At 70.9% G+C, this 25,307-nt stretch carries 20 protein-coding genes and 1 tRNA gene; 8 read left to right on the forward strand and 13 right to left on the reverse strand.

Going from position 1 to position 25,307, the window contains the following annotated elements:
• Positions 1-9 precede the first annotated feature (9 nt).
• From ABZ565_RS06935 to ABZ565_RS06955, 5 genes are read right to left on the reverse strand one after another with little or no spacing between them, the layout of a single operon-like run.
• Positions 10-876, reverse strand: a complete 867-nt coding sequence (locus ABZ565_RS06935; protein WP_361021275.1) for a histidinol-phosphatase HisJ family protein — start codon at positions 874-876, stop codon at positions 10-12.
• The gene (locus ABZ565_RS06940) at positions 863-1,423 is read right to left on the reverse strand and encodes a nucleotidyltransferase domain-containing protein (protein WP_361021277.1); all 561 of its coding nucleotides are present in this window, start codon (positions 1,421-1,423) and stop codon (positions 863-865) included. Before ABZ565_RS06940 ends, ABZ565_RS06935 begins: the two co-directional genes overlap by 14 nt.
• A complete protein-coding gene (locus ABZ565_RS06945; RefSeq protein ID WP_361021279.1) occupies positions 1,420-4,518 on the reverse strand; it encodes a pyridoxal-dependent decarboxylase in 3,099 nt (1,032 codons plus the stop codon). The genes ABZ565_RS06940 and ABZ565_RS06945 overlap by 4 nt, the downstream gene beginning before the upstream one ends.
• The gene (locus ABZ565_RS06950; protein WP_361021281.1) at positions 4,515-5,333 is read right to left on the reverse strand and encodes a hypothetical protein; all 819 of its coding nucleotides are present in this window, start codon (positions 5,331-5,333) and stop codon (positions 4,515-4,517) included. Before ABZ565_RS06950 ends, ABZ565_RS06945 begins: the two co-directional genes overlap by 4 nt.
• Positions 5,334-5,374: 41 nt before the next feature.
• Positions 5,375-6,355 carry a hypothetical protein gene (locus ABZ565_RS06955; protein WP_361021283.1) on the reverse strand — a complete coding sequence of 327 codons (981 nt, stop codon included), beginning with the start codon at positions 6,353-6,355 and terminating at the stop codon, positions 5,375-5,377.
• A 376-nt stretch (positions 6,356-6,731) separates the two neighbouring features.
• Here ABZ565_RS06955 and ABZ565_RS06960 point away from each other — a divergent pair, with 376 nt between their 5' ends.
• Complete coding sequence (locus ABZ565_RS06960) at positions 6,732-7,622, forward strand: class I SAM-dependent methyltransferase (protein WP_361021285.1); 891 nt, start codon at positions 6,732-6,734, stop codon at positions 7,620-7,622.
• 63 nt (positions 7,623-7,685) lie between these two features.
• On the opposite strand, the gene ABZ565_RS06965 is transcribed toward ABZ565_RS06960, so the two are convergent.
• Positions 7,686-8,552, reverse strand: coding sequence for a GNAT family N-acetyltransferase (locus ABZ565_RS06965; RefSeq protein ID WP_361021287.1), 867 nt, complete (start codon positions 8,550-8,552; stop codon positions 7,686-7,688).
• Between the two features lie 60 nt (positions 8,553-8,612).
• Positions 8,613-10,694 carry a restriction endonuclease gene (locus ABZ565_RS06970; RefSeq protein WP_361021289.1) on the reverse strand — a complete coding sequence of 694 codons (2,082 nt, stop codon included), beginning with the start codon at positions 10,692-10,694 and terminating at the stop codon, positions 8,613-8,615.
• Between the two features lie 145 nt (positions 10,695-10,839).
• Between ABZ565_RS06970 and ABZ565_RS06975 the strand changes: the two genes are divergently transcribed.
• Positions 10,840-11,415: an SRPBCC family protein gene (locus ABZ565_RS06975; RefSeq protein ID WP_361021291.1), complete on the forward strand. Its 576-nt coding sequence runs from the start codon at positions 10,840-10,842 to the stop codon at positions 11,413-11,415.
• A gap of 29 nt (positions 11,416-11,444) precedes the next feature.
• Positions 11,445-13,106 carry a hypothetical protein gene (locus ABZ565_RS06980; RefSeq protein WP_361021293.1) on the forward strand — a complete coding sequence of 554 codons (1,662 nt, stop codon included), beginning with the start codon at positions 11,445-11,447 and terminating at the stop codon, positions 13,104-13,106.
• 450 nt (positions 13,107-13,556) lie between these two features.
• On the opposite strand, the gene ABZ565_RS06985 is transcribed toward ABZ565_RS06980, so the two are convergent.
• A tRNA-Arg gene (locus ABZ565_RS06985) sits at positions 13,557-13,629 on the reverse strand.
• A 133-nt stretch (positions 13,630-13,762) separates the two neighbouring features.
• Complete coding sequence (locus ABZ565_RS06990) at positions 13,763-15,043, reverse strand: M6 family metalloprotease domain-containing protein (RefSeq protein ID WP_361021295.1); 1,281 nt, start codon at positions 15,041-15,043, stop codon at positions 13,763-13,765.
• A 271-nt stretch (positions 15,044-15,314) separates the two neighbouring features.
• Here ABZ565_RS06990 and ABZ565_RS06995 point away from each other — a divergent pair, with 271 nt between their 5' ends.
• Positions 15,315-15,962, forward strand: coding sequence for a TetR/AcrR family transcriptional regulator (locus tag ABZ565_RS06995; protein WP_361021297.1), 648 nt, complete (start codon positions 15,315-15,317; stop codon positions 15,960-15,962).
• A gap of 144 nt (positions 15,963-16,106) precedes the next feature.
• Positions 16,107-17,639: an MFS transporter gene (locus tag ABZ565_RS07000; protein WP_361021299.1), complete on the forward strand. Its 1,533-nt coding sequence runs from the start codon at positions 16,107-16,109 to the stop codon at positions 17,637-17,639.
• Positions 17,640-17,720: 81 nt separating this feature from the next.
• Here ABZ565_RS07000 and ABZ565_RS07005 read toward each other — a convergent pair whose 3' ends face one another.
• Positions 17,721-18,233: a MarR family transcriptional regulator gene (locus tag ABZ565_RS07005; protein ID WP_361021300.1), complete on the reverse strand. Its 513-nt coding sequence runs from the start codon at positions 18,231-18,233 to the stop codon at positions 17,721-17,723.
• A 134-nt stretch (positions 18,234-18,367) separates the two neighbouring features.
• Between ABZ565_RS07005 and ABZ565_RS07010 the strand changes: the two genes are divergently transcribed.
• Positions 18,368-19,150 carry a class III extradiol ring-cleavage dioxygenase gene (locus ABZ565_RS07010; protein ID WP_361021302.1) on the forward strand — a complete coding sequence of 261 codons (783 nt, stop codon included), beginning with the start codon at positions 18,368-18,370 and terminating at the stop codon, positions 19,148-19,150.
• Between the two features lie 134 nt (positions 19,151-19,284).
• Here the strand turns inward: ABZ565_RS07010 and ABZ565_RS07015 are convergent, their stop codons facing one another.
• Positions 19,285-20,331 (reverse strand): questin oxidase family protein, encoded by a 1,047-nt coding sequence (locus ABZ565_RS07015; RefSeq protein ID WP_361021304.1) that lies wholly within the window; start codon positions 20,329-20,331, stop codon positions 19,285-19,287.
• Positions 20,332-20,728: 397 nt separating this feature from the next.
• On the opposite strand from ABZ565_RS07015, the gene ABZ565_RS07020 reads away from it, so the two are divergent.
• Complete coding sequence (locus ABZ565_RS07020; RefSeq protein WP_361021306.1) at positions 20,729-21,727, forward strand: sigma-70 family RNA polymerase sigma factor; 999 nt, start codon at positions 20,729-20,731, stop codon at positions 21,725-21,727.
• Between the two features lie 95 nt (positions 21,728-21,822).
• On the opposite strand, the gene ABZ565_RS07025 is transcribed toward ABZ565_RS07020, so the two are convergent.
• Positions 21,823-22,803, reverse strand: a complete 981-nt coding sequence (locus ABZ565_RS07025) for a YafY family protein (RefSeq protein WP_361021308.1) — start codon at positions 22,801-22,803, stop codon at positions 21,823-21,825.
• A 62-nt stretch (positions 22,804-22,865) separates the two neighbouring features.
• On the opposite strand from ABZ565_RS07025, the gene ABZ565_RS07030 reads away from it, so the two are divergent.
• Positions 22,866-24,386 carry an MFS transporter gene (locus ABZ565_RS07030; protein WP_361021310.1) on the forward strand — a complete coding sequence of 507 codons (1,521 nt, stop codon included), beginning with the start codon at positions 22,866-22,868 and terminating at the stop codon, positions 24,384-24,386.
• A gap of 105 nt (positions 24,387-24,491) precedes the next feature.
• Here ABZ565_RS07030 and ABZ565_RS07035 read toward each other — a convergent pair whose 3' ends face one another.
• Positions 24,492-25,247 carry a DUF6227 family protein gene (locus tag ABZ565_RS07035; protein WP_361021312.1) on the reverse strand — a complete coding sequence of 252 codons (756 nt, stop codon included), beginning with the start codon at positions 25,245-25,247 and terminating at the stop codon, positions 24,492-24,494.
• Between the last annotated feature and the right edge of the window lie 60 nt (positions 25,248-25,307).

Raw genomic sequence — 25,307 nt, forward strand, 5'->3', positions numbered from 1 at the left:
GCGGATGTGTCAGCGCCGCCAGAAGTCGATGGGGTCCTTGCCGGGCTTGAAGCCATGGGCCTCCACCATGGCCGCGGTCGCCGCGAAATTGCGGCCGACGGTCTCGGGCTCGTGCGAGTCGCTTCCGAAGGAGACGGCCGACCCGCCCTCCTCGTACCACCAGCGCACCACTTCGGGAGCCGGCCAGGGGCCCTGGGTGTTCATCTCCAGGGCCCGGTCGTCACGGGCGAGAGCCCGCAGCACCGCCCGGTACTCACCCTCGTAGTCGGTGGCGTCATAGGGCTTGGCGCCCTTCGGCCAGGCCCGCATCGGGTAGTCGATGTGCGCGAGCACCTGGAACACGCCGTTGGTCTCCACCATGCGGAGCGTCTCGGTGAGGTAGGTGCGCATCAGCTCCTGGGCATTCTCGGCCGTGAAGAGGAAGGGGGCGTAGTGGAGCGTCCCGTCGACCGACAGCGAGTGCAGCGAACCCAGGAGCCGGTCGAAGTGCCGGCGCTTCAGCAGCCCGTCGATCTCCGTGGCGAACAGATGCGGCTCACCGAGCTCCATGCCGGCGAGGATCTTCAGGTCCGGGTACCGGTCGCGGCATCGCTCCAGGGCCTCCCAGTAACCGTCCAGGTCGAACAGACCGGTGTGGGCATGAGTGTCGATGACACGGACCACGGAGGAGTCCTCGGCGTCGCCGGGAAACGCCCAGGCGGTGAAGTCCGCGTGGTCGGTGAAGGATATGGCCGGCAGCCCGAGCCGGATGGCCTCTTCGCAGGCCTTGTCCATCGCGGCGGTCGAGGCGTCCCAGGACCACTCCGTGTGGACGTGGTTGTCCGTCGGAAGGACCTGTCCGGGCGCGGCCTTCCAGGGAAAGTCATCCGTGGCCATTGTGCGTCCCTCCTGCATGGGTCGAATGGGGCTGTCGTACGCCGAGCACGCGCCGGGCGCGCTCGTGCAGTTGTGGTGAAGCGGTCCCGAGACGGCGGGTCAGGACCTGACCGGCCAGTGCGGTGAGCTCGTCCAGCCGGGGAGAGTGACGCACCGTCAGCCGCACGCCCAGAAGGGCCCGGAGGATTTCCACCTCGTCGGACTCCGCGAGGGCGGTCCCGAGTTTCTCCACGGAGCGCGACTGCTCGACGGCGCGCTCCACCACGGCTCCGGTGAGCGCCGTGTGCACCTGCTCCACCGTGAACAGCTCCACGGGGTAGTCGGTGTCCGGCACATAGCCGAGCCGCCTCTGGAGATCCACGAAGGACGTCCGGAGTTCGCGCGCGGCGCCGTCGGACAGCGGCCGGGCGAGCAGGACGAAGGTGTCCACATCGCTCGCCGGCCCGGCCCGGCCCGCGGCGACCGAGCCGTAGACGAACGCGGCGACGGCTTCGCACGACCGCTCGGTGAGCAGCCGGTCTATCGCCGCCGCGACGTCCGCGCTCACTCGCCGTCGTTCCATCCGGCGGGCCCGCCCATCCGCGGGACGAACGCCGGGCGGTCGCTCCGCCCGAGGATCTCCTCGAGCATCGGTTCCACGAGGGGCCGTGCCTCGGCCACCAGCCGGCCCACGGCGATGTCCAGGTCTTCACGGGTGACCAACGGGTTCCCGGGACACGCGGCCATGATCGTGTAGCCGACCCCCTGGCCCGCCCCCACCCGGTCACCGAGGTCGGCGAGCGAGTGCTCGTCGAAGCACACCTCTCCCGACTGGTACAGCGTGGTGTTGATCCGGGACGTGTACGCACTCACGACCTTTGCCGCGCGCTTCCTGTCCGCCGGATCCAGACCGGCCATCGCACGGCGGACGGCCGGCGGGCAGAACACGAACGCCATCCGGTAGAAGTCGACGTCGTTGAGACGGACGAACATCCCGGCGTCGTCGATCCGGCGCTCCAGGTAACGGACGAGGGACTGCCGGGACTCGACCATCGCGCCCAGGGCGCGGGTGCCCACATGCCGCAGCAGCATCCACGTCGGCAGGCTCTCGAAGCCGCGCGAGCCGAGGAACGGGGTGATCAGACCGAGGTCCCAGCAGTCGTCCTCCATGACGGCGGCGGTGTGGCGGCTGAACTGGGTCAGTACCTCACGTTCCCGGAACACCACATACGAGGAGGGGTAGGGGGTGAAGAGCCCCTTGTGGGGATCGAGGGACACGGAGTCGGCCTGCTCGATGCCCCGGAGGTGGAGATCCCGCAGGCGCTCGTTGAAGATCAGGCTGCCGCCGTGGCAGGCGTCCACGTGGAACCACACGCCGTGCTTGCGGCAGACCTCCCCGATCGCCTCCAGGTCGTCCAGGCCCGTGGTCCGGCAGTTGCCCGCCACGCCCACCACCATGAACGGAGTGCGGCCCGACGGCGGGTCGGAGAGGAGCCGGTCGACGGCCGCGGGGTCCGTCGTGTAGCCCTCCTCGGCGCCCACGGAAAGGACGGAGTCCCAGCCCAGGCCCAGGTGGAACGCGGCATCGCTGTGCGAGTAGTGGGCGATCGGGCCCGCCATCACCACCGCCGGCTGCGTGTCGAGGCCGCGCAGGCCGTGCTTCCTCGCGTCGGGGAAAGCGTGACCCAGCGCCGCGAGCATGGCGATGTGGTTGGACAGGTGCCCGCCGGTCGTCCACAGACCGGAGACGTCCTTCACCCCACGGAGCTCGGTCAGCGGGACCGCGGGGTACCCGACGAGTTCCCGGAGCCATTCGATGACCTGAGCCTCGACGAACGTCGCCGACGGCGCACTGCGGTCGACGGCGATGAGGTTCTGGTTGAGGAGCGGGCTGAGCAGATTCCCGGCCAGCGCTGCCAGCGCGTTCCCGGAGTCGGGGAACGCCAGGTACCTGGGGTGCCCCTGCCCGATGGAGTACCGGGCGACGACGTCGTTGACCTCGCCGAGCACGGTGTCGAACCCGGCCCCCTCGACGGGCAGCGGCAGCGCGATGGACTTGCGCAGGGCGTTCGGCTCGGCGTAGCGGAGGAACGGCTGCTCGGGTTCCGAACCGTGCAGGAAGTCGAGACCGACGCGTACGGTCTCCACCAGGTCCCGCTCATGCCCTTCACGGGCCCCGGCGCTGCCGACGAGGTAGGTGTCCATGACCGGCCGGTCCAGGCCGCCGACGTGGGTGCCCAGGTGGAAGAGGAGTTCGTCCACGAGGAGGGCGGGATCGGCATCGAGCCGTCCGTACCAGTCGGTGGCGTCGGCGCGCCGGCCGGCAAGGGCCTCGACGCCCACGGCGTCCAGCGCGTCGATCAGGGCCGCGGTGCGCAGGGCGCTCCCGTCCTCCGATCCCGTACAGCTGCCGCGGACGGCGCGACAGATGTCGGCCTCCATCGCGGCCTCGAACGCCTCCAGGCACGCGACGAGCAGCTGCGGGTCGTCCACCGGGGAAAGGTGGGCGAACAGCCGGGTCTCCTGGGCCACTGGGAGGAAGTCGCCCCAGAAATGGCCCAGTTCGTGGCCGTGGAGAATCCCCCGGTCGCGGTCCCGGCCGGGGCGTCGATGCTGGCCCTCCAGCCGGAGCGACTGGTGGAGGAGCTCGCGCCGCTGCTTCCAGGTGACCGTCTCCACGGCGAGCAGCGCACGTTCGAAGGCGTCGGCCGGCAGCTCATGGTCGTCCGGGAGCGCCGGAATGCCGGGGACGGTCGCGAACAACTCGTCGGCCTCGGCGGGCGTCAGCCCGTCGGCGAAGAAGATCCTGTGCCACTCGAGGCACTCCGCGGCGCGTGCCGGTGACGTGTCCACCCGCACCACTTCCTCGAAGTCGATGAGGACGATCTCCTCGCCGCGAAGGAACATGTTGCGCGGTGCGAAGCCCTGCCAGATCAGACCGGAATCGAGCATGGACCGCCGGAGCCGCCCCAGCGCGGTGACGATCCGGCGGCGCGTCTGCGGGCCGGTGGTGCCGGAACGGAGCAGGTCCTCCAGCGTCTCGCCGAGATTGGGGGAGAACACCCACGGATCGGTCGCGCCCTCCGCGCGGACCATGGCGTACTCGGTCTGGACGGCGAAACCGAGAGCCCCGGGCTCCTGCGGCCCCGGGAGGATCTCCGCCAGCGAGGCGGCGTTCCGCTGCCTCTCCTCCACGGAGTCCGCCGACCACACCAGAGCCACGAGGTCGTGGGGGACCGGCGAGTCCGAGCGGAGCGCGCGGGCCCGGCGGGAGGGGTGGATGGGTACGGCCGTCTGCGCCAGCGGCTGCTGCGCGGCCATGAAATCGTCGATGTGCGCCGTGTCGGGGAGGACGCGTTTCACGAGGCGTGTCATGCGGGTGTCGCCCTCCACCACGAGAGGCACGGCGCCGCGCGTCTCGACCGGCGCGCGCACCGTGCCGGCCAGGATCTCCATTGCCCGGTGCGCGTCGTGCGCGGCCACGTGCTCCGCCGCGGTGACGGCTTCGGCCGTCGCCGCGCGTTCGAGCTGCGCAAGGACGATCGCGTAGCGGTGGCGGAAGCGATCCGAGAGGTGCGCGTGTGCCTGCAGAGCGGAGCGCCAGGTATCGAGGCGCTGCGCGTGCCCGTGTGGAGGGCTGGTGGATATCGGTGCGGGCGTCATGCGGCCACCTCCGCGGGCTTGGCGGGATCGGGTCGGAAGCGTTGTTCCAGTTCGGCGAGGACCTGGGCCTTCAGCCGCGGGTCCTGCGTGTGGTACATCGAGCCGGGCTGGACCTTGCGGTCGCAGTGGAAGATGTCCAGCGGCCAGTCCTCGGGGAACGCGATGCGCCGGTCGGCCGTGGTGCCGACGTGCGAGACGAGGTCCTCCCAGTTGTAACTGAAGTCGGACCGGTCGATGAACACGTCCAGGTCGAAGGCGCCGAACCGTTCGGCCACGGGTCGGAATCGTTCCAGGTCGTACGCGATGAAGTGGGTGGACAGCCGGTTCACGGAGCGGATCCCGGGCTCGATGCCGGGCCCCCTGTCCTCCAGCTTCCAGGACCACTGGTGGTAGTCGTTCACCTTGCTGAGCACCGGCACCTCGGGGTGCTCCTCGAAGACCCGGCGGCAGGCGGCGAGCACGTCGAACGAAGGATCGGACCGGTACATCACGATGTCGTCCTCGACGACGATCAGATAGGGAGAGCGAGGGTCGAAGAGCCGGCGGTGCCCGTTGTTGGAACCGTCCCCCGAGGCGACATGGCGGTCGCGGCGGCGCACCCGCAGCTCGTCCACGCCCCACTCCTCCAGCCGGGGCGCGAGCTGCGCCACCGTCTCCGGCGGAGTCCCGTCGCAGTGCAGCACCACCTCGAAGGATTCCCGCGTGCCCGCGGTGAGGGCCTCCAGGCAGCGCGGCAGGGTACGGCTGAGGAGCTCCAGGTTGGTGTGGAAGAGGAACGCGATCCGAAAGGCGGGATCGCCCTTGGACTCTGACACGTGCGGCTTCTCCTTGATCGTGGACTCGGTTCCCGAACAGCTCACTGCGACACCTCCAGAGGCGGCGACGCGGCCGCGACGAAGATCCCGGACGGATCGCGCGGGGCCCGGCCCGCCACGCGTATCCAGGTGTTGAACACGGCGCACTGGAGGCCGAAGCGCAGTCCGGCCGCGAGCCGGGCGGCCCGGTCCGGCAGCCCCATACGCTGGGAGAGGCGCAGGGCCAGCCGCTCTCTCCGGTAGTGGGCGCCCGCGAGCCGGTAGTCGGAGCTGTAGTCGGCCGCGAAGTGGATCAGCGCGGGTTCCACCTCGGTCCCCTGCTTCGCGAACACGCAGGAGCCGGCGAGCGTGTCGACGCGCAGAGCGCTGCTGATCCCGATGGGCGTTGCCGACGCCACGGCCGTGAGGTCCTGGGAATGCACGTCCTGTTCCGCGAGCGCCATCGCCAGCAGAGGCTCGTCCGCGATCCCCCCACGAAAGGGGTGCAGGCCCAAAGCCTCGTACCGATCGGCCCATTGGCGTGCTCTCGCGAACACCTGACGTGTCACTTCCGTGGAACGGAGAAGAATCAGACCGCTGTTGCACTTCGGCAACCACTCGGTCCCCGCCGCCCGGCACATCTCGGCGACGTCGCCGTACCAGGGTTCCGGGTGGTCTTCGGGGATGTCCTGGCCGACGACGCCTACGTCCGAACCGTCGAACAGATCGAATATCGGCTCAATGGGACGCACCGCCAGGGCGTCGGCGTCCAGATAGAGAGTGTGCGAGTACGGTGCGAACGTGTCCAGGCTCAACTTGAGCCGGCAGTCGTCGGTTTGACCGTCTTCGACCTCGATGACCGCGTCGTACTCCTGGGCCGCCGCGCACCGGATGTCGTCGGTGACCAGGGTGCGGTGGAGTCCCGGGGAGTGGCGCCGGAGGGAGAGCCCGAGGGAGTGTGCCTGGCGGCGGTACCTCTTGTGTCCGTACGCGAGCACCAGAACCCCGCGCTCAGGTATCTGCTCTCGTGGCATGGGTGCCACAGGCGTCCCCTCCCTTGCATGCTGTCGACCAACGACAGGAGCATATGCGGCTGTTTGTAACGGCGTCGTACGGATTTGATGCGCTGTCGGTTGGGGTCCGGATCAACGGGACGGGCGCGAATGCGGGAGCCCGGAAGGCCTGAGGAGCTCAGCAGATCGTACGCATGCGGATGCCATCCACACCCGGTGGGCGACAACTGTGAAGTGGATCACCGACGTTGACCGACGCCGGTTGGGTGAGAGGTACCGGAGGGCGCCGCTTCCCACAGCCGACGAGGCGTCAAAGAGCATGGTGCGAAGGTGAACCGTGTGCCATTTCGCCGGTGATATCACGCGGGTGATATCCCCTGAACCGGGCCGATGGTTGGATGCCCCCATGACTGAGGCACGAGGGGAACTCGCCCTGAACCACCAGGACATGATGCGCGCGAATGAGCTCAACTGGGACGCGCGCACCTCTGTCCACATCGCCAGCAAGTACTACGGGCTCCATGAAGGCGAGACCCCTGATCCGTGTCACTGGTTCGCCCCCTTCGAGTGGGAGGACATGGGTGAGGTGAGCGGCCTCGACGTCCTCCACCTCCAGTGCCACCTCGGTACGGAGACGATCGCCTTCGCCCAGCGGGGGGCGAAGACCGTCGGCCTCGATCTCTCCGGCGAGGCCATCTCCTCGGCCCGCGAGCTCGCGGACCGCGCCGGTATCTCCGTCGAGTACGTCCACGCCAATGTGTACGACGCGGCCGACGTACTGGAGGGGCGCCAGTTCGACATCATCTACACGGGCAAGGGGGCTCTGTACTACCTTCCCGACCTAGGTCCCTGGGCCGAGACGATCGCCAGGCTCCTGCGGCCGGGCGGCAAGCTGTACGTCGCCGAGTTCCACCCCCTCCTCAACGCCCTCAGGCCCCGGCCCCACGAAGGCGACGGCCCGGACCACGTGGGCCACGACCGCCATGCCCGGAGCCTGGAGGTCGGCCACGACTACCTGGCCAACGGGGTCATGCACCGCGAGTCGACCCATACGTACACCGATGGGCCGGCGATCGAGGAGAACGCCAAGGACTTCTTCGAGTGGATGCACGGGCTCGATGACGTGATCAACGCGATCACCGGCGCGGGACTGAGGGTCGAGAGTCTCCGGGAGAGCCCGCTGCTGCCCTGGCGGCGCTGGGAGCGGATGTCACCCACTCCCGACGGATGGTGGCAGCTGCCTGCCGACGAACCCCGGATTCCGCTGTTCTACGCCCTGCTCGCCGGGCAAGGATGACGGACCCCTCTCCGCCGTACTCCTGACGCGTCCGACGGCCGGGCCGGTCCCGCGACCACAGGGTCACGCCCCGGCCGTCAGGTCGTACACCGCGAAGTCCGTCACCGGCCGGTAGCCGATCCGCTGGTAGAGGGCGTTGCTGGTGGGATTGGCGAGGTCCGTGAAGAGGAGCACCTGCTCCGCTCCCCGGGCGAGCGCGGTCAGGCCGGCCTCGGTGGTCGCGGCACCCGCGTAGCCGCGCCTTCGCAGGTGCTCCGGGGTGTAGACGGGGGCCACCCGTATCTGCCCGGCGACCAGGGCCGTCAGCCCCGCCATCGAAACGGGTGTCCCGTCGGGGGTCTCCCAGAAGGTGATCGCGCGGTCGGCGATATGCGCATCGGCCCACGCACCGGGGTCCTGGGCGCCGCCCCCGTCGATGTCCCGCACGAATTGCGCGTACCACCGCGCGACCAGCTCCCGGTCCCGCGCCTCCGCGACCCGGGCGCGGCCCTCCGGCACCGGCTCGGGCCGCTGGAGCTCCCCGAGCCGGTAAAGCCGCAGGCGCTCCTGGAGCCGGGGCTCGGCCCCCGTAAGCGTCCGCCATGCCTCGGCGAACGCGGCGGCGGTCGTGGCGTCCGCGTTGATCCCGGGGACGGGGTCGCCCACGGCCTCCAGATGCGCGGCCAGCGAACCGGCCTCCTCCGGCGTGAGGGGCGTGACGATCAGCGGGCGGGGCGGCGTCCGGAAGTACGCGGCGCGCACCTCGCCGTCCCGCTCCAGCACTCCGAAGACGGGCGCCTCGTCCCCGTACGCCTGCGAGCCCCGCGCGCGCAGCCCCGCGCACACGGTCAGGGTGACGGTGTGCAGAGCGGGCCGCGACCGCAGGAAGTCCCCGGCGCGGGCGAGGAAGGAATGAACGTCGGCGATACGAAGCCAGTTCGAGGTATCCATGGCTCATCCTCCCGCGGCGGGGGAGGGGAGCGCCTGTGGTTTTCGGGACCCGCGACCGGGCTACTCGACGTCGATCCCGTACTCCGTGACCAACTCCTCCAGACCGCCCCGGTATCCCTTGCCTCCGGTGACGAACTCCCAGTCGCCGTTGGCACGTCGGCGGAACGAGCCCAGGACGAGCGCGGTCTCGCCGGGCCGGCCGTCCGAGACGTCCAGCTGGCCGAGCGGGGTGCGCTCGGCGTCGAGCAGCCGGATCCCGGCGTCGGTGAAGCCGGACAGGTCGGCGTCGGGGTTGGCGACGGGATCGACCGCGGCGATGATGACGAGCCGGTCCGCGCGCGACGGGAGCGCGTCGAAGCCGACCTGGATCGCGGCCTTGTCGGGCGCGACGGGAATCAGCTCGCGGACCGAGCCGTCCGGGGTGCGCCGGTTGTTGAAGAACACGAAGTGGTCGTCGTCCAGGACGCGGTTGCCCTGGCAGACGAGCGCGCAGACGTCCAGGGCGACCGGGCCCGACCAGTACATGCCGAGCACGTTGTGGTCGTCGTCGCGGCTCTCGGTGTCCGGCGCGGTCCGCTGGGCCGGCACCGGCCGCTCCCCGCCGCCCAGCCGCCCGCGCAGCCCGTGCCGGTGCAGCAGATCGACCAGCTCGGAGCCCGGGACCAGCTCCAGCGGCTTGCCGTTGGCGAAGGTGTGCGAACCGGGCCCGAACGTGGAGGTGGTGACCAGGACGCCCTTGTTGGCGCCGGCGTCCTGGACCGTCCCGTACAGATCGCGGACGGCCGTCGGCGGCACGGTGTTGCGGTAGCGCTTCACCTGGACGACGATCTTGCCGCCGCGTATCGGCGTCGGGTCCAGCGCGTCGACGTCCACGCCGCCGTCGTTGGAGCGCTGCGTGGTGACGGCCTGCATGCCCATGGCCCGGAAGAGCTCGGCGACCAGCGCCTCGAAGGCGAGCGGGTCCATCTCGTACAGGTCGGGCTCCTCGTCGCCGCCGTGCGTCACGACCCCGTTGCCGACGTCCTCGGGGACCCGGCCGGGCCGCACCGCGGCGTACTGGTCGGGGCGCGTGGACAGCTGCCCGCGCAACCCGTCCACCAGGCAGTTCACCGCGTTCACCTGCTCCAGGTGCAGCCCGGCGAAGTCCGCCCGGGTCGCCATGACCGTGCCCAGGAACATGGGCACCCGCCGCCCGGTCACCGGGTCGTGGTCGTCCACGAAGCCGTTCAGCGCGACCGACTCCAGGGCCCCGAACTCGTCGGCGGCGAAGAGATCACGCAGGACGAGCAGCAGGCACTGGGCGAGCACGTCCCGGTACAGGGCCCGGCGCTGCGTGACCGGCCGGGGCGACTCCTTCTCCTGGTCCGCGTTGACCATGTACCGCACGGACTTGGCCTCGGGGACGACGTCGTACCGGGGCAGCTCCCAGTTCAGCACCAGCTGCCGTGCGCCCGAGTCGTACGCCGCCGCCACCTGCCGGGGCAGCTCGTCGGGCCAGCCGGTGGAGGCGTAGAGCGCGGCGGAGAAGTACTCCACGGCCGCCTCGGCGTCCCCGGCGCGCAGTCCGGCGGTCATCTCCGCGATCCCGGCGTTGTGGAGCCGGATCTCCGCCAGCCGCGCGTCCGCCCACTGCTGGTACTGCCGCTGGTACGTGGTGAACTGCGCCTGCCGCTGCGCCTCGGCTGCCTGCGCCGCCTGCCGGTCCCGCTCGAACCTGGCCCGCGCCTCGGCCTGCGCCTGGGCCCGCCGCCCGGCGGTCCACCCGCCGCCCTGCGCCTCGTACCGCCCCGGATCGGGCATGGGCACCGGCTGCGCCAGCGGCCCCGGCGCGAACGGCTCGACCTGCTCCGCCCGGGTCAGCGCCGAGGCCCGGAACGCCGGCGCCCGGCACCCGGCCGCCAGCAGCCCCTGCAACGCCTCGACCCGGGCGTCCAACTCCCGCGTACGCCGCCGCGCCTCGGCCTCGCGCTGCTCCCGGTAGGCCGCCTTCTGCTCCCGCTGACTGCGGGCGACCTCCCGCTGATACGCCCGCTGCGCCCGCTCCTGATCCCGCTGATACCGGGCTTGCGCCTCCTGCTGCCGCTGCTGCTGCCGCTGCGCCTCGGCCCATACGGCGACCAACCCATTGGAGCGACGACTCATCCCGCCCAGGCCCTCCCCACCGGGACGCGCCCGGCCCCCTCAATCAGCAGTGATGGCGCAACTTTAATGCGCAACGGTCCCGGGTCCCATGAACTCGACAGGGTTTGGGGGGAAGTTGAAGGTGCGAGGATGAGCCGTCCATCGCGTGGACCTCATGGAGGCTCTGATGCCGCTCGCCCTGTTGCCGTACATCGACGAGCACGAGACGGTCATCGAGGCGGCGGCCGACGACGTCTGGCGCGGCCTGAGCGAGACCCTGGACCGCTCCTTCGCGGGCCCCGGCGCGACCGCCTGCGCCCGCCTGGTCGGCGCTACGGACCGTACGCCCTCCGGCCCCCGCCCCCTGACGGAGGACGCGACGCTCCCCGGCTTCCGGGTGACCACCGCAACCCCGCCCCACGAGCTGGCCCTGTCGGGACGCCACCGCTTCTCGACGTACACCCTGACCTTCCGCCTGGACGAGCTGTCCCCCACCCGGTCCCGCCTGCGTGCGGAAAGCCGGGCCGCCTTCCCGGGCCCGGCAGGCGGTGCCTACCGCCGCCTGGTCATCACGACAGGCGGCCACGCCCTGGGCATGCGCCGCCTCCTGAGAGCGATCCGCCACTGCTCCGAGCAACCCCCGGCCGCGAACGGCCCCGGACCACCTGGCAAACGCCCGTCCCGCACTCGCTTTGGTTGTCCCTACAACCTTTCAGCCCTTCCAGAGGTCTGGAACGGCTGATGAGATCTTGATTCCCTGGGGGGAACAGCATGAGAAGACGCACCCTCTCGGCGCTGTGCGCACTCGGCGCACTCGGCGCATTCGGTGGCGTGCTCGCGGCTCCGACGGCGGCACAGGCGGCCGACCCGCACCCGTCGGGCCCCTCGGTCCGGACCGACGAGACCCGGATCTACGTGGACTTCGGCACGCGCACGCTGCCGAAGGACCTGAAGGTGCTCCTGCGCAAGTCGGGCACCGACACCCCGGTGGCGACCATCGATGAGTTCAGCTTCCTGGAGGACACGGACCCCTGCATGCCGTCCTGCCAGGACGACCCCGGCGAGACCGCCGTCGAGACCACCCCGCTGCGCCTGGCGGACCTGGGCCAGTACGCGGTGGACGTCGAGTACGACGGCACCGAGGGTGAAACGATCCTTCACAAGGACGAGGCGGTCTTCGACTACCACCTGATCCCGCAGGTCAAGACGTTCGAGGTGAGCGGGAAACCGGACCTGGAGCACAGGACGGTGACCGTCAAGGCGGACGCGACGCTGCGCGACCCGCGCGACGGGACCGAGACGCCGATGGCGAACGGCCGGCTGGTGCTGGAGACGACCGCGGCGAAGACGGGACTGACCACCGACGCCGCGGGTCACGTCGAGAGGCCCTTCACCTTCACGGGCACGGAGAAGCACGACGCGACGACGCAGCAGAACGACGTGAGATTGGTCCTCCGGCCGGCCGGCGTGGACGCCGCGCACGGTCTGACCCGCCAGGTCGAGGTCGGCTACACCACGACCGACATCACGCTGGACTCGCCCACGGTGCGGGGCGCGGACGGGACGGATGCCCCGTTGACCGGCCGGGCCACCTACCGCGACAACAACGGCGTCTCCAAGCCGGTCCCCGTCGGCACCCCGATGGCGGTGTACACCGTACGGGCCTTCAAGACCGGGGAGGACGGCCGCTTCACCGCCCAGGTCCCCGTCTACGGCACCCGACGGCAGACGATCGCTCTCCTCGGCACGCCATGGCTGTCCACCAGGTACGCGTACGTCAGCCCCGACCCCACGACGAGCGCGGGCTTCCACAAGCTCCCCACGGTCACCGTCAGCCGGTACAAGAAGGTCACGGTGTCAAGCGTCTTCGACCGCTACGACGTTCCGGCTCCGACGACCCTGAAGGTGAACCTCCAGTTCAAGGCGGAGGGCACCACGACCTGGGTCACCAAGAAGACCATCGACAGCCCCGCCATCGCGGGCGACACCTCCCGTACGGTCACGGCCGCGGACCTGCCCTACCAGGGCGTGGGCGTCTGGCGGTTCCAGTTCCCCGGCACCAAGCAGATCCCGGCCGGTCCCGCCCCGGAGTCGTACCTGGTGTACCGCCGGATGACGGCCTTCCCGGAGTTCAACGCGAACCCCGAGCCGGTCAAGGCGGGCGCCCCCCTCACGATCACCGGCAAGCTCAACACGAAGAGCGAGGACAACGGGCAGTGGTCCGCGCTCGCCGGCGCGCGGATCGACGTCTACTTCCGCGCGAAGGGCACGACCACCTGGCGCGGGGCCGGCGTCGCCGTGACGGGCAATGACGGCAGGTTCACGAAGACCTTCACGGCGGCCAAGGACGGCGACTGGCAGGCCAAGTACGACGGGGACGAATGGAATCACTTCTACAGCTACAGCCGCCTGGACTTCGTGGACGTCCAGTGAGCACGGCCCGTGTGAGGTGACCGCACCCGCCCGCTCGCGTCCCGGGGCTCTTCCGGGACGCGACGGGCACGACTTCGTCGAGCCGCAGGGTGGGTGACTACGCGCAGCGGATTCCGGACGACTGGGCCAGGGCCCGGATGACCGCGGGCGTCACGGCCGGCCGAACCGCACGTCCAAGATCTGCGGCGCACGGGCAACACTCTCCTGCCTCAACGGCCGGGGCCAGTACGCGGGAGCTGAGGACGCGATGGGACACAGCAGCTCCCGGGCCGCGCTGACCCACCATCACCCGGCACTCGCCGTGAGTCCGCGGCGGGGGTCTGTTGTGAGACTTCCTGCCCATGCGTGGCCGGGTCGTCGGCGACATAGCGGCACGTCCATGGCACGACACCTGCAACACGGAAGGGCCGGCCTGGGAGGAACCCCCTCCCGAGCCGGCCCTTCTGCCTGTGCCCCCGGCAGGATTCGAACCTGCGACACCCGCTTTAGGAGAGCGGTGCTCTATCCCCTGAGCTACGAAGGCCGGGCGCCCGCCGTGAAGGTGGGGCCCCGGTCGGTCGCCCTGCCTCGCGCCCAGGGGCGTGCACAAGGTCGACTGACCGCTGACAGCCTAGCGGATCGAGGTCGGGGCGGGTGCGCCCGTCAGGAGTCGGGGCTCAGGACCGCGTCACCTGTACCCGGTAGTCGCCCTTGTCGTCCTTCTCCAGCACCGAGATCCGTATGCCGTTCGTCCGGTCCGTGAAGGTGTCGCCCGGCTGGTACGGGGCGTCCGAGAGTTCGGCGTGGACGTTGGGGAGGCGGGTGCAGCCGGGGCTGTTCCTGGTGCTGTCGGCCACCGAGATCGGGCCCTGGCCCGTGTCCACGTCGGAGCTGACCTTGTAGATCAGGACGCCGGGGCGGCAGACCGCCTGGTCGTTGCCCGCCTGGGTGCGGACCTCCACCGCGTAGCCGGACTCCGCGGTCAGGGGGACGAAGGCCAGCTTCAGGCCGCCCCGGGTGGCCAGGGGCTGCAGGACGTGGTCCGTGGTGCCGGGGCGGGCGGCGCAGCTCACCTGGTCGTTGTCCAGCCAGCCCAGCTTCCACTTGTGCCAGCCCAGGAGATCGTTGTTGGCGCCCCAGTCCTCGGACATGATGTCCCAGTGCCCGACGGAGCCGCCGCCCTCCATCGTGTAGAGGTCGGGCAGGCCGAAGACGTGGCCGTTCTCGTGGGGGAGGACCCGGTAGCCGGTCTGGTCGTACGAGCCGGAGCCGTCGTCCTGGCGGCTGTAGACGAATGAGGTGTTGGACAGCGGCACCCCGTCCGCGATGGGGGCGTCGTCGTTGCCCGAGAAGGTCACCGAGAGCACGGTGTCCAGGGCGGAGGGCCCGGCGTTCGGGGTGACCAGGATGTTGACCAGGTCGTATGCGTCGAAGTCCACCTTCGGGTCCGCGGCCGCCACGATGTCCTGGACCAGGTGGCGGTAGCCCGGTTCGTACGGGGAGCCCCGCTCGATTCCGTACTCCTCGAAGGGCAGCGGCATCCGCAGCCACGAGCGGATCGGCGCCTCGGGTATGTAGGTGAGGCGGCCGTAGGAGCTCGTCCGGAACCACTTCGTGGTCTGCGGGAAGAATTCGGCCAGGCGGTCCACGGCCGGCCCGGTGCCCTCCGCGTCCGGGAAGTCGATCATGAGGTTCAGCGCGCGGACGCGGCCGGTGGAACGGGCGTAGCCGGGCTGCGTCGGCATCCCCTCCGACATCTGTACGCCCATGGCCGAGGCGATCCGGCAGGGGCCGAGCCCCGTGGCCAGGGGGGCCGTCGCGGCGGGGCCGGCCGACGCGGGGCTCTGGAGGGGCAGCGTGCTGCTCGCGGTCGCCAGGGCCGCGATGACCAGGGCCGTTGCAGCGCCGAGAGCGACCGGGCGGCGGTGCGTGCGTATCCGGTGGCGGGGCTGCTGCATCGAGGCGCCTTCCGGTCCGCGGCAGCCGGCCGACCCCGGCTGCGCTCTGCCGTCAGCCTCTGCCGGGTGATCGCGGGCCGCTCGTTGGGTGCGCCGTTCGGCTGGTTTCCCCGGGGCGATGGTGTGCGTGACGCAGGTCACAAATGGTCGGGAAATAACCGGGGACCGCTTCCCCGTTTGCACCGGTGTCCCCGCGAAACGGGGAAGCGGTCCCCGGTTGGTCCCCAGCCGTGACCGCAGCCGTAAGCACCGGAAGACAAGGAGCATCGCCGTGGCCACCACCGCACCCGCGCAGCCCCGTACGCCCAAGCCGAGGGCCGACGCGCTGCGCAACCGGGAGCGGATCGTCACGGCCGCGCGCGAGATGTTCGTCGAGTTCGGGCCCGACGTGCCCCTCGACGAGGTCGCCCGCCGCGCCGGCGTCGGCAACGCGACGCTCTACCGGAACTTCCCCGACCGGGCCGCCCTCGTCCACGAGGTCGTGCTCGCGGTCACCTCCCGTACCACCGACCGCGCCGAGGAGGCCACCGCCGAGGAAGCGGACCCCTTCGCCGCGCTCACCCGCTTCGTCCACGCGGCGGCCGACGAACGCATCGGGGCCCTGTGCCCCATGCTCTCCGGCGGCTTCGACAAGGACCACCCCGAACTGCTCGCCGAGCGCCGGCGCCTCGAAGAGGCCGTCGAAGGGCTCGTCGCGCGCGCCATGTCCGCGGGGCGCCTGCGCACCGACATCGCCGTCGGTGACGTACTGGTCGCCCTCTCCCAGCTCACCCGGCCGCTGCCGGGCATCGCCTGCCCGAACATCGACCGGTTCACCCACCGCCACATCCAGCTGTTCCTGGACGGACTCGAGGCCCCGGCCCGGTCCGTACTCCCCGGAACGCCGGCGACCTTGGAGGACCTGCGGCGCCGGATGTGACGTGATCCGCGCCCGCCCTTCCCCCTTCCCTCATACCTGAAGCCCACGACACCCCGTCAGACCTGCCCTCAGCCGTGCCCGCGCCCAGCGGACGCACGGTTCGCGATCTCTCGCGCCCTCGCGCGCTCCTAGGTGGCTACTCCCATGTCGAAAACAGCTGATATCCGACTCCCCGATCCCAGTCGCTGGAAGGCCCTGGCCTTCATCGCGCTCGCGCAGCTGATGGTGGTGCTCGACGCCACGATCGTGAACATCGCGCTGCCGCACGCCCAGACCGCCCTCGGCATCACCGACGCCAACAAGCAGTGGGTCATCACCGCCTACGCCCTCGCCTTCGGCGGGCTGCTGCTCTTCGGCGGGCGCATCGCCGACCTCTGGGGCCGCAAGCGCACCTTCGTCGTCGGCCTGATCGGCTTCGCGCTGGCCTCCGCGCTCGGTGGCGCGGCGCAGAACCAGGGCATGCTGTTCGGCTCCCGCGCCCTCCAGGGCGTCTTCGGCGCGCTGCTCGCGCCGGCCGCGCTCTCGCTGCTCGCGGTGATGTTCACCGACGCCAAGGAGCGCGCCAAGGCGTTCGGCATCTACGGGGCGATCGCCGGTGGCGGTGGCGCCGTCGGCCTGATCCTCGGCGGCTTCCTCACCCAGACGCTGAACTGGCGCTGGACCTTCTTCGTCAACATCCCCTTCGCGATCGTCGCCGCCGCCGGTGCCTACTTCGTCATCCGCGAGCCGGCCGGCACCCGCAACCGCTCGTCGCTCGACATCCCGGGCGTCGTCCTGTCCGCGCTGGGTCTGGTCTCGCTGGTGTACGGGTTCACCCGCGCGGAGTCCGCGGGCTGGTCGGACGCGCTGACCGTCGGTTCGTTCGTCGCCGCCGGTGTGCTGCTGCTGTCCTTCGTCCTGACCGAGGCCAAGGTCAAGTCGCCGCTGCTCCCGCTGCGCGTCGTGATGGACCGCAACCGCGGTGGCGTCTACCTCTCGCTGGGCCTGGCCGTCATCGCGATGTTCGGCCTGTTCCTCTTCCTCACGTACTACCTCCAGGTCGTCAAGGGCTACTCGCCGATCAAGACCGGCTTCGCCTTCATGCCGATGATCGCGGGCATGATCACCGGCTCCACGCAGATCGGTGCCCGGCTGATGACCCGGGTCCCGGCGCGCACGCTGATGGGCCCGGGCTTCCTGACCGCCGCCGTCGGCATGCTGCTGCTCACCCAGCTGGACATCGACTCCTCGTACGCGGCGGTCATCCTGCCGGGCCAGCTGCTGCTGGGCCTGGGCATGGGTACGGCGTTCATGCCGGCGATGTCGCTGGCCACGCACGGTGTCGAAGCGCGTGACGCGGGTGTCGCCTCGGCGATGGTCAACACCTCGCAGCAGGTCGGCGGTGCGATCGGTACGGCGCTGCTGAACACGATCGCCGCCTCGGCCGCCACGGCGTACGCCACCTCGCACGCCGCGCTCGGCGCCAAGAACCCCGAGCTGCTGAAGCTCCAGTCGATGGTGCACGGCTTCACCGGTGCCATCTGGTGGGCCGTCGGCATCCTGGTGGTGGCCGCCGCGATCGCGCTGACCTTCGTCAACGCGGGCCGTCCGGTTCCGGCGGAGACCTCCGGAGGTTCCGCTTCCGGCGACGCGGAGGGTGTCGAGGACGAGATCAGGGTCCCGGTCGTCGCCCACTGATCCCGGCCGCCCGCGCGGATACGTTTCTGCCCCGGTTCCCTCGTACGGAGGGACCGGGGCAGACGTGCGTGCCGGCGGGGCTCAGCGCAGCCAGGGGAGGTCGGCGTCCGCGCCCTCCGGCTGGAGTCCGGCCGCCAGGATCTGCATGATCTCCCCCAGCGAGTGCACCTGCTCGGGCGTGAGGCGGTCGAACATCGCCTGGCGGACGGCCTTCACATGGCCGGGGGCGGAGCGGCGCAGCATCGCGTGGCCCTCGTCGGTCAGGACGGCGTTCTGGCCGCGCTTGTCGGAAGGGCAGTCCTCGCGGCGTACCCAGCCGTTCTTCTCCAGCCGGGCGACCGCGTGGGAGAGGCGGGAGCGGGTGATCTTGGCGTTCCTGGCCAGTTCGGTCATGCGCAGCCGTCGGTGGGGTGCCTGGGAGAGCTGGACGAGCAGGCCGTAGTAGATGTGCGGCATGCCGGCATCGGCCTGCAACTGGCGGTCGAGGTGATCCTCCAGGAGCGTGGTGGCGTGCAGATACGCGCGCCAGACGCATTGTTCTTCGTCGGTGAGCCAGAGCGGCGCACCGGTTGATGCCGTGGTCATGTACTCCACTGTACGACCTTTTCTTGAAAGTTGAACTAGATAGAGCTAAGGTCTCTCAAGGTGGGAGCTTGAAGATTAAAGAATCCTTCCTCTTGAAGCCCTCCAAGAAGAATTACCTTGAGTAGCCGCAGTTGGGGAGTGTCATGACAATCACCGCGGAGCGCATGCCCGCCCTCTACCTCTCCCACGGCGCCCCGCCGCTCGCGGACGACCCCGTCTGGCCCGGGGAGCTGGCCGCCTGGTCGGCGGAGCTGCCGCGCCCCACCGCCGTCCTGATGGTGTCCGCGCACTGGGAGGAGGCCCCGCTCGCGCTCGGCGCCACCGAGACGCTTCCGCTGGTGTACGACTTCTGGGGCTTCCCCGAGCACTACTACCAGGTGCGGTACGCCGCCCCCGGCGCCCCGCGGCTCGCCGAGAACGTCCGCAAACTGCTGCGCGGCGCCGGCACGCCGGTCCAGGACATCCCGGACCGCGGCCTCGACCACGGCGCGTACGTACCGCTGGTCGAGATGTTCCCGGAAGCCGACATTCCGGTGCTCCAGATCTCCCTGCCGACGCTCGACCCGCAGAAGCTGATGGACATCGGGCGCAAGCTGGCGCCGCTGCGCGACGAGGGCGTCCTGATCATCGGCAGCGGCTTCTTCACGCACAACCTCGCCGCCCTGCGCCACACCGGCGGCGGCGTCCCCGGCTGGTCGGCGGAGTTCGACGACTGGGGAAACCGCGCACTCCAGGCGCAGGACATCGACGCGCTCCTGGACTTCGAGCACAAGTCCCCGGCGGGCCGCCTGGCGCACCCGCGCACCGAGCACTTCGCCCCGCTCTTCGTCACCCTCGGCGCCGCCGAGCAGGAACTCGGCCAGGGGCGCAGCGTGATCGACGGCTTCTGGATGGGGCTGGCGAAGCGCTCGGTGCAGTACGGCTGACCTCGTTACGGCCGAAGCGCTCGGTGCAGTACGGCTGACCTCGCTACGGCCGAGGCGCTCGGTGCGGCACGGCTGACCTCGCTACGGCCGAGGCGCTCGGTGCGGTACGGCTGGCCTCGGTACGGCCGAAGCGTCTACAGCGCCGGAGGGTTCAGCTCCACCGAGCGCAGCGCCGCCGCCAGGGCCGGCGCGTCGCCCACGTCCAGCGCGGTGTCCGTGAACTTGATGGTGTGGTCGTCGCCGTGCGCCGCCGCCCGCGCGAACACCTCCCCGGCCGTGAGCGACGCCCCGTACCCCGCCGGGAGGACGGCGGCCTCGGCGGGGGAGTACGCGGCGGTCACCGCCGCGCTCGCCGCCCACGCGGCCCCCACGCTCGGCGCCCACAGCTCGCGCGGCAGCGCCGGCAGCGTCCGCAGGACGGCATTGGGCGCGGTCGCCGCGTGCACCAGCATCACCGGCGCACCGTGCCCGTACTCCGCGTAGCGGTGGACGGCGGCCCCCACCAGCTCCTCCAGCCCGGCACGCGCCTCGTCCGCCCCGGCCGCGGCCGCGCCCCGCCACTGCGGGAAGGCCGTGATCTGGGCCAGCCGGGCCCGGATGCCGCCGGTCTGGTCGGGCACCCGGGGCACGGCGTCCAGCGCGGCGCCGGCGGTGCGGACCGGGGTGAGCGGGGCCGGCGGGGGCAGCGGCTGGTGGCGGGCCGCCCAGTAGCCGAGCGCGTGGGCCAGCTCCCTGACCCGGGGGCCGGTCTCCTCGGTCGTCAACAGGGTGCGCACGCCGTGGCCCACCCGGATCACCGGGTGCGTGGCGCCGCCCGCGATGCCCGGGAGCAGCCGGGGCCACCACTCGGCGAGCACGTCGCGCCAGGGCCGGCCGGCGGTCTCCCGCTCGAAGTACGCCGCCCAGTCGGCGATGCGGCGGGGGTCGCCCAGGGCCTCCCGCCAGTTTGCCGGGGTGACCTCGGCGAAACGGTCCGGCATGTCTTCCAGCTTCGCCCGGTAGTGGTCGAGCCAGCGGTGCACGGTGGCCGCCTGGCCGTTGCGGACCAGGGCCTCCACGGCCATGGGCGCGTGATTGGACAGCCAGCCGTCGCGCTCGGGGCCGGAGGAGTGCAGCCGCTCCAGGGCCTCGTCGAGCGTGCCGGTGGAGTCGGGGACGGTGCGATGCGTCGTCTCGTTCATGACAGTGACGCTAGGCACCTGGTGCGCGCCCGGTAACGGACTGCGGTCCCAAGGTCCCGGGCATGGGGCCTAGGACTCCGGACGGGGGCCGGCGAGGCCGGGACCCGGGACAGCGGACCGGGCAACCGGCGACCCGTACCCGGCGTCTTCCGGGGTACTAGCGCGGAAGAGTTACCGCAGAGGCTGTTGAGAGGGCTCCGGACCCCCGGGCGCCCGCTCTGACCAGCGCGGACGTGCTTGGCTGCGGCATGCGCCCGCCCCGGCGGCGAAACAGGGTACTGCATGATCGCGAAATTTAATGCCATGCATGGGAATTCTGTCCGGATTCCAGTCGTTGTTTCCATCGGATGCAGGGCACCCGGGAGGGTGTCGCGACCTACTCAGCAAGGGAGCACGCATGGCAACCCGTGCCGTCGCCCGTCGTTCGTCCGCCACCGGCGGGACCAACCGGGCGAGCAGTGTTCGCGCCGTGGGCGGAGAGATCGCCGATCGCGACCTGGTCGGCATGTACTTGGACGAGATAGCGCGTACGCCGCTGCTCGACGCCGCCAAGGAGGTCGACCTCTCACAGGCGGTCGAGGCCGGGGTCTACGCACGCCAGATCCTCGACGGCGAAGTGGAGAGCGACGCGGGCGGTGCCTCGCGCGAGGAGCTGGAAGCGCTGGTCGCCGAGGGCGAGCGCGCCAAGGACGTGTTCATCCGCTCCAACCTCCGTCTCGTTGTCGCCGTCGCCCGCCGCTACCCGCGGGCCGGGCTCCCCCTGCTCGACCTGATCCAGGAGGGCAACGCGGGCCTGGTGCGCGCGGTCGAGAAGTTCGACTACGCCAAGGGCTTCAAGTTCTCCACGTACGCCACGTGGTGGATCCGCCAGGCCATCACCCGCTCCATAGCGGACCAGTCGCGCACGATCCGGCTCCCCGTCCACCTGGTGGAGGAGCTGGGCCGCATCCGCCGGGTGCAGCGCGAGTTCAACCGGGAGAACGGCCGCGACCCGGAGCACGCCGAGATCGCCGCCGAGCTGGGCTCGACGCCGGCGCGCGTCGGCGATGTCCTGGACTGGGCCCGCGACCCGGTCAGCCTCAACATGTCCGTGGACGACGAGGGCGACACGCAGTTCGGCGACCTGCTGGAGGACACCTCCGCCATCTCGCCCGAGCAGTCCGTGCTCACGCTGCTGCGCAGCGAGGAGCTGGAGGAGCTGATCGGCAAGCTGGACAACCGCACCGCGTCGATCATCCGCATGCGGTACGGCATCGAGGACGGCCGCGAGCGCACGCTCACCGAGGTCGGCAAGGAGCACGGCCTCACCCGCGAGCGCATCCGCCAGATCGAGAAGCACGCACTGCTCGAATTGAAGCGAATGGCTCACGACACGGGCTTTGACGCTGCGGCCTGAGCCCGAGTCCAGTAACCTCCGAATTGGGCCGCTTCACACGGCCCCCCTGAGCTGAGTCCCGGCGCCCACCCCCCCTGGCGCCGGGGCTCATTCTTTTACGCGCCGCCCGGTTCCCCGCCGGCTCCCGCGCGGCTGAGCCGGCCGCCCAGCTCCGCCACGTACGCCACCAGCCGCGGCGGCCGGTGCACGGTGAATTCGCAGTCCACCATCGCGAGCCGCACGGCCACCCATTCCAGCTGGTCCCGCAGCACGGCCCGCAGCCGGCAGCCGCCCTCGCCCTCCGGTTCCAGCTGACCCAGCCGGCCGTGCAGCCGCGACGCCACGAACTCCGGCGGCGCCGCGAAGCTCACCTCCACCTCGATCTCGGGCTGACGGCGCGCCATCGAGCTGGACAGGAACTCCGCCGCGTCCCCCTCCGGCAGCTCCCTCGGCGCGAACCGGGCCCCGGTCGCGAACGGCTCGCTGACCCGGTCCACCCGGAAGGTGCGCCACGCCTCGCGCCCCAGGTCGTACGCCACGAGATACCAGCGCCACCCGGTGCTCACCAGCCGGTACGGCTCGACCTGGCGCCGCGTCTCAACGCCGTCGCCCGCCCGGTACGCGAAACGCAGCCGCTCCCGCCCGGTGACCGCCGAGGCCATGACGGTCAGGGTCTCCGGGGCGATGGTGGAACCGTCGCCCCGGGCCAGCGGGACCGTCGCGTTCTGGAGGGTGGAGACCCGGTGGCGCAGCCGGGACGGCAGCACCTGCTCCAGCTTGGCCAGCGCCCGTACGGACGCCTCGTCGACGCCCTCGATGGCATGGCCGGCGCCGGCCCGCAGCCCCACCGCGATGGCGACCGCCTCCTCGTCGTCCAGGAGGAGCGGCGGCATGGCGGTGCCCGCCACGAGCCGGTAGCCGCCGACCGAGCCGCGTGAAGCCTCGACCGGATAGCCGAGGTCGCGCAGGCGGTCGACGTCGCGCCGGATCGTGCGCGGGCTGACGGCGAGCCGCTCGGCGAGCTCGCTGCCCGGCCACTCGCGCGGTGTCTGGAGCAGTGACAGCAGATTCAGCAGTCGTGCCGGGGTATCGGTCATGCCACCCAGCATGCGCGCTCATTGGGTCACGAACTGTCCTATTGGCTGTTTAGGTTCTTCCCATGACTTCCTCCGCACCACTGCCGTCTCCCGCGGCTCCTTCCGACCGCCGCCGGTGGTTCGCCCTGGCCATCGTGATGACCGCGGCCTTCATGGACCTGGTCGACGTCACGATCGTCAACATCGCCATCCCCAGCATCAAGCAGGACACCGGCGCCTCGTTCAGCTCCATCCAGTGGATCGTCGCCGGATACGCCCTGGCCTTCGCCGCCGGGCTCATCACCGGCGGCCGGCTCGGTGACATCTACGGCCGCAAGCGGCTCTTCCTCATCGGCATAGCGGGATTCACCCTCGCCTCCGCGCTCTGCGGCTTCGCCGCCAACCCGGAGATACTGGTCGCCTCCCGCTTCCTCCAGGGCGCGACGGCGGCCCTGATGGTGCCGCAGGTCCTGTCGATCGTGCACGCCACCTTCCCCGCCCACGAGCGCGGCAAGGTCTTCGGCCTCTTCGGCGCGATCGTCGGCCTCGGAGCCGTCTCCGGGCCCCTGCTGGGCGCGCTGCTGACCGAGTGGAACATCGCCGGTCTCGAATGGCGCCCGATCTTCCTGATCAACCTGCCCGTCGGCATCCTCGGCCTGGTCCTCGGCAGCAAGTTCATCACCGAGTCCAAGTCGCCCAAGGCGCTGCGCCTCGACCTGGTCGGCGTCGTGCTCGTCACGCTCGCCATGCTGATGCTGATCTACCCGCTGACCCGCGGCCGTGAGCTGGGCTGGCCGCTGTGGGGCTATCTGTCGATGGCCGGGAGCCTCCTCGTCTTCCTCGTCCTGGTGCTGTTCGAGCGCGCCAAGGCCGGCCGTGACGGGGCGCCGCTGATCGAACTGTCGCTGTTCCGGGTCAGGAGCTTCGCCGCCGGTATCGCCGTGCAGCTGACCTTCGGCGTCGGGCTCGGCATCTTCTTCCTGGTCTGGACGCTGTACATGCAGATGGGCCTCGGCTGGACCGCGCTGCGGGCCGGTACGACCGGAATCCCGTTCTCCGTCTCCGTCTCGGTGGCCGCCGGCCTCTCCGTGCAGAAGCTGGTGCCCCGCTTCGGTCGCAAGGTCCTCCAGGCGGGTGCCCTGCTCATGGCGGCCGGACTGCTGCTCTACATCGGGGAGTCGAACCACTACGGCATGGACATCACGTCCCTCCAGATGGCGCTGCCCCTGGTCGTCATGGGTGTCGGCATGGGCCTGATCGTGGCGCCGCTGGCCGACGCGGTGCTGTCCGAGGTGCCGAAGGAGCACTCCGGTTCCGCCTCAGGCCTGTTCAACACCGTGCAGCAGATGGGCAACGCGCTCGGCCTCGGGCTGGTCTCGGTCGTCTTCTACGGGGCGATCGGCGACCGGCTCACCCGGGCGCAGATCGGCCCGGCGTACGCGGACGCCTTCGAACAGTCGCTGTGGTGGGTGACCGGTGTGCTGCTGCTGATCTTCGTGGTGATGTTCGCCCTGCCGGCGAGGCCGAAGCAGCACGTCGAGGGCGCGGCGGAGGACGAGCCCGTCGCGGAGGAGTCCCCCAAGGAGCCGGTGCTCACGCACTGAGCCGGCGGTGTACGAGGCGGAGTCACCGGCGCCCGCGTCCCTCCGGGGAGACGCGGGCACCCGTGCGGGCGGCCCGGGGGGCGGGAGCCGGTCCCGGCCCAGCGGTCAGCAGATGCGCGTACGGGCTTCCATCGCGCAGCGGGCCGTCTCCTCGTCGCCGTACACCTCGCACATGTGGCGGCCGTCCGGGGTCGCCGTGTGCTCGACCTCCCACAGGCTCGTCTCGCTGCCGTCGAGGAGCAGGAACGCGTGCTCGTACAGCGTGAAGCCGGCGTCCCGGCCCTCCACGCGGCACTGGCGGCCGAAGACCTGCGTGATGTGGTGCGCGAAGGCGGCCCGCAGCAGCCGGGCGGTCTCCTCGCCGGGCACGTCGCCGTTCTCCGCGCGGCGCAGCACGCGGCGGGCGTGGTCCGCGGAGTTGTCCGGCGCGTACATCCGGGGGAGCGGGGCCGGGGGCGCGGCCAGCAGCGCCGACATGAGCTCCAGGTCGGCCTGGGCCCCCTCCTCGTCGCAGAAGTCGGGAACGTCCCACAGGCTGCCGGTCAGCCGGGCGGCGGCGATGTGGGCGTCCGCCTCGTCGTCGTACACCTCGTGCTGCCGGGTGTCGGGATGGCCGTCGCCGCGCGGCCCGCTGTGCACCAGCTCCCACAGGGTCAGGGCGGAGCCGTCGCTCAGCAGATACGCATGGCGGTAGGTCTCGCGGTGCAGGTCGGCGCTGTGGTGCGAGGAGTACAGGGAGCTGCTGTGGGCCAGCGCGGAGCCCAGCCGCTCCACCGTGCCGTCGGGGAGGTCGAACGAATTGAGAGCCCGACGCAGGATTCGCTCGAGGTGCTGATCGGTCGTCTCGTACGGATCGCTCAAGGTGCTGTCTCCAGGCCGTCGCCGCGTGTGACTTGGTGCGTGCATAACGTAGCCCCTGGG

This window comes from Streptomyces sp. NPDC016469, assembly GCF_040632905.1.
GTDB lineage: Bacteria > Actinomycetota > Actinomycetes > Streptomycetales > Streptomycetaceae > Streptomyces.